Source organism: Defluviitalea raffinosedens (genome assembly GCF_016908775.1).
GTDB classification, from domain to species: domain Bacteria; phylum Bacillota; class Clostridia; order Lachnospirales; family Defluviitaleaceae; genus Defluviitalea; species Defluviitalea raffinosedens.
In genome coordinates, this window is record NZ_JAFBEP010000040.1 from 1 (window position 1) to 3,419 (window position 3,419).

General features: G+C 37.5%; 4 protein-coding genes and 1 riboswitch. Of the genes, 1 reads left to right on the forward strand and 3 read right to left on the reverse strand.

Translation table 11 applies throughout. The features are described from left to right. Positions 1-525 precede the first annotated feature (525 nt). A complete protein-coding gene (locus tag JOD07_RS15150; RefSeq protein WP_204614620.1) occupies positions 526-948 on the reverse strand; it encodes a sigma factor-like helix-turn-helix DNA-binding protein in 423 nt (140 codons plus the stop codon). Positions 949-1,507: 559 nt separating this feature from the next. Between JOD07_RS15150 and JOD07_RS15155 the strand changes: the two genes are divergently transcribed. Beyond that, positions 1,508-1,834 carry a helix-turn-helix domain-containing protein gene (locus JOD07_RS15155; protein WP_204614622.1) on the forward strand — a complete coding sequence of 109 codons (327 nt, stop codon included), beginning with the start codon at positions 1,508-1,510 and terminating at the stop codon, positions 1,832-1,834. 191 nt (positions 1,835-2,025) lie between these two features. Beyond that, positions 2,026-2,115, reverse strand: a riboswitch (cyclic di-GMP riboswitch). Between the two features lie 98 nt (positions 2,116-2,213). Here JOD07_RS15155 and JOD07_RS16050 read toward each other — a convergent pair. Both JOD07_RS16050 and JOD07_RS15165 read right to left on the reverse strand, forming a co-directional pair. Continuing rightward, the gene (locus JOD07_RS16050; RefSeq protein WP_083225165.1) at positions 2,214-2,348 is read right to left on the reverse strand and encodes a cyclic lactone autoinducer peptide; all 135 of its coding nucleotides are present in this window, start codon (positions 2,346-2,348) and stop codon (positions 2,214-2,216) included. Beyond that, positions 2,342-2,983, reverse strand: a complete 642-nt coding sequence (locus JOD07_RS15165) for an accessory gene regulator ArgB-like protein (RefSeq protein WP_204614624.1) — start codon at positions 2,981-2,983, stop codon at positions 2,342-2,344. Before JOD07_RS15165 ends, JOD07_RS16050 begins: the two co-directional genes overlap by 7 nt. Between the last annotated feature and the right edge of the window lie 436 nt (positions 2,984-3,419).

Genomic DNA, 3,419 nt, shown 5'->3' on the forward strand with positions numbered 1-3,419 from the left:
ATCGGTTATATGACTCCTCAACAGCTTGAAGATGCTTTAAGAAAAACTGCATAAAAATTTGAGTTTTTGTGTCTACTATATTGACATAAATCCACCTATCCTGCGTTACTGTTTTGGTTTTTGTATACTAATGTTATATCCGGCAGACAGCGGTTGACCGTCCTCATAGGAATCACACCTCCCCGTCAGCGACCGGGGCGCACTCTGGGACTTAACCTCGACTATGCGCAAGTATCATTATCCCTCCGTATGCGTTATCGCCAAAAGTGTAACCAACACTTTTTATTGCATAAGTATTCTTCGCTCACATCTTACCTCCATCCAGTCCATAAATGGAATTGCTCCTTCGGTTAAACCGGCGTTATACCGGCAGATGGTCCTGGCGTACCTGCAATCTGGCTTTCCTTCTCAGGACATACGGGGAAAGTACCGGATAAACACTTATTCAATTATCAAAGAACACTTGAGGGGGTAGTATATGTCCCTCTACTAATCAGCAGATTTTTGGGCCAAAAGTTGCACCCCTTAAAGAAATTTTTTTAAAAATTTTTCAATATTCTTTAATGCTTTATCAATTGAACGGGATACCTGGCATTTGTTAACACCTTCAATCCTGGCTATTTCTGATTTGCTCATGCCAAGAAAAAAATGCGCATAGATACGCTTTGCCTGTTTTTCCGGCAGGCTGTTGATAGCAGCATATAATTCCTGTTTGCTCATTTTTCGTTCATAGATTTCTTCCGGTGATAATACAAGCAGAACAATATCTCTTTCTATTCCATCACCAGAGTCAAGAGAGTAGTATGCCTTGTTTACGCGTATGCGCTCATAGTCTGCATGTTCTTTTCGCTCTATCTGTTTGATCAGTTCTGCAACTTCATCTGCAATTTCAATAAGAAAGTCAGATTTATAAAACGGGTATAAATCCCGTAAATTGATTATCTTCATATATGAACCTCCGTTTTGATTTTTTTGTGTTAAAAAACCAAAACAGAGGCGGAGGAGAACGGCACCCGATACAATTCTCCTTTTTTCGACAAAAAAGCCTACTTGGATACAATCCAAATAAGCTTTTTCTATAACTGCGCTATTGTGTTTCCTAATATTACGCTCTGTTAGTTCTACTTGATGCCCACATTTGCCCTGTGATAAAAATGAGCTTTTTTTAACAATTGGAGATTAGCTGTGAGACAAAAAATGATGTCGGCTTTATCAAACCCGACCGCCATTTATTAGCGGATGATGACCCTTCATATTATGCTGGATTAACATTATAAAACCCTCCAAACCCGTAAGCCTGAAGGGGAATTCTTTAAACATGCGAAAACCCCGCCAAACTCACGCTTTTTTTTATTTGGCGGGTATCGCCTATCTTAATAACTTAATGTAAACCATATCTAATATGGAGTTTAATGATGATACGCTCTATTAGTTCTTATTTTTATAGCTCTCATGTATCGTTTAACCTCCTAAACAGGAACTGTAAACTGTTATCGGAGGTGAACCAATGATGCACAATGATTTAGATAGTTTAGGTGAAATTCTAAAAGCTGCAAGAAAAAGCAATAACCTTACCCGTGAACAATTAGCAGAAAGAATAAACATATCACCCCGATATTTGATGTCCATAGAAAACGAAAATAAAAAGCCAAGCTATAGTGTTCTTTTTCGTCTCATCCGCGAATTAGGCATATCAGCTGACGCAATTTTCTATCCTGAAGGTAAACATACCAATAATGAAATAGATCAAATTACTCGCTTGCTTTATCAGTGTGATGAACGCGGTCTCAAGGTTATGTCAGCGACAGTTAAAGCTTTATTGGAAACTAAATGATGCCTGATACCCTTTTTTGTTTTCCGTTACTGCAATTTTGAAGACATTGGTAGCTCGACAACCTTTGCACCGGCCTACTTATCTACATTCAAATACACGATATCAAATCTAAAAACTCAACACGTAACAAGTAAAATAAAAGGGAAAAACCTGCCAGACGAAAAGCGGGCAGGTTTAGTACACACAGTAAATGCGGCAACCAGGCTATCATAGTGTTACTAAGCACCTTAGACCCTTTGGCTTTGCGTCCTTGACTTTCGACAAGTTTGCTATTAACGCTCATTATTTAATTTATTCCATAAAGGCTTCAATTTCTTTTCAATTTACTACCGTTATATTTTATATACTACTACCATGGCCGGTTGCCTTTGAGTTTTTTCTACTTTTTTAAGTTCTTTGGTGGCTCCGGCTGGTACATAAGAAACATGCTTGTTGTTCCAATATTTGTCATGGCCACTACAGCGAACACTGCTGCCAATCCTTGAAATAGAGATTTGCTAATAAATTTTAACATTCTAATTCGCCTCCCTTCTTATTTAAAGTAAGCAGGAAATCGCATAAGCCAATAAATCTATGTCCCACAGGTGTTAATGTAAAAACTTGCCAAAGCAGTGCAATTGATATAACCCAGGCAGGCAAGCTATTAGACCCCAAGGCAATTGCAGTAATAGATAAAATCACAACTGCTAGTAATGTGTACCAGCGGAAGGCTAATTCTATTTTCTTGTCCTTAAAAGGTTTATTGGAAGGAGCCTGTGGAGGATAGATCCAATATAAACCAAATGTTAATACGAGAATGCCAAGTAAAACAGCAGGATGTAACTGCCGGATGAATGTGTAATTTACTTTGATAGAATATCCCAATACTGTTAATATGAAAACACTTGTTGCTAAACACCTATAGTATGCTGAACAATGTGCTCCACCTGATAAGGTGCGAATGATGCCAGTTACGATAAGCAATATCGCAACTTCAACAGTAATATCCATGATGAAAGCAAAGGAAAAAAGAATACACAATTTAATAGTACTGCCTACCAAAATTTCAGCACCGAAAGACATAACTTCTGTCTGATCCGCCCTGGAAACTTTTTCTGCCACATATGTTCCTAATGCTTGTCCAATTTTATGAATTGAAATTTCATTCATCAATGTCACCTCTGGTTCCATAGTATCACTTATACCATATATTTCCTAGGGTAATTGTGCAACCTGTTGAAATAACGTCTTAACTCGTAAGAATTGCTGTCTGAATCGTTGTATTTCCCAAAAAATTAGATAATCGTTGAAAATCGGTTTTAATATGAACTCTTTATACACAAAGATGTCGCAAAAAGAAATCATCCTGCACTACATGAATTTTCCAATAGAAGTATCGCAGGCTCCTTAGCTGATTTTGAACAATTCAACCAATATATGTGCCACCTAATTTTGATCAAATTCAAATTTTGCAATTTTCGGTGTTTTGCCTGAAACTCAAAGGCTCAACCTGTCAGTGTCAACTTGTTCTCGGTTTTTAAAAAGCAGGTTAACCCTCTTTTTGGGATAACTCATATAATATAGCCACTATTCTTTATACTTCTCA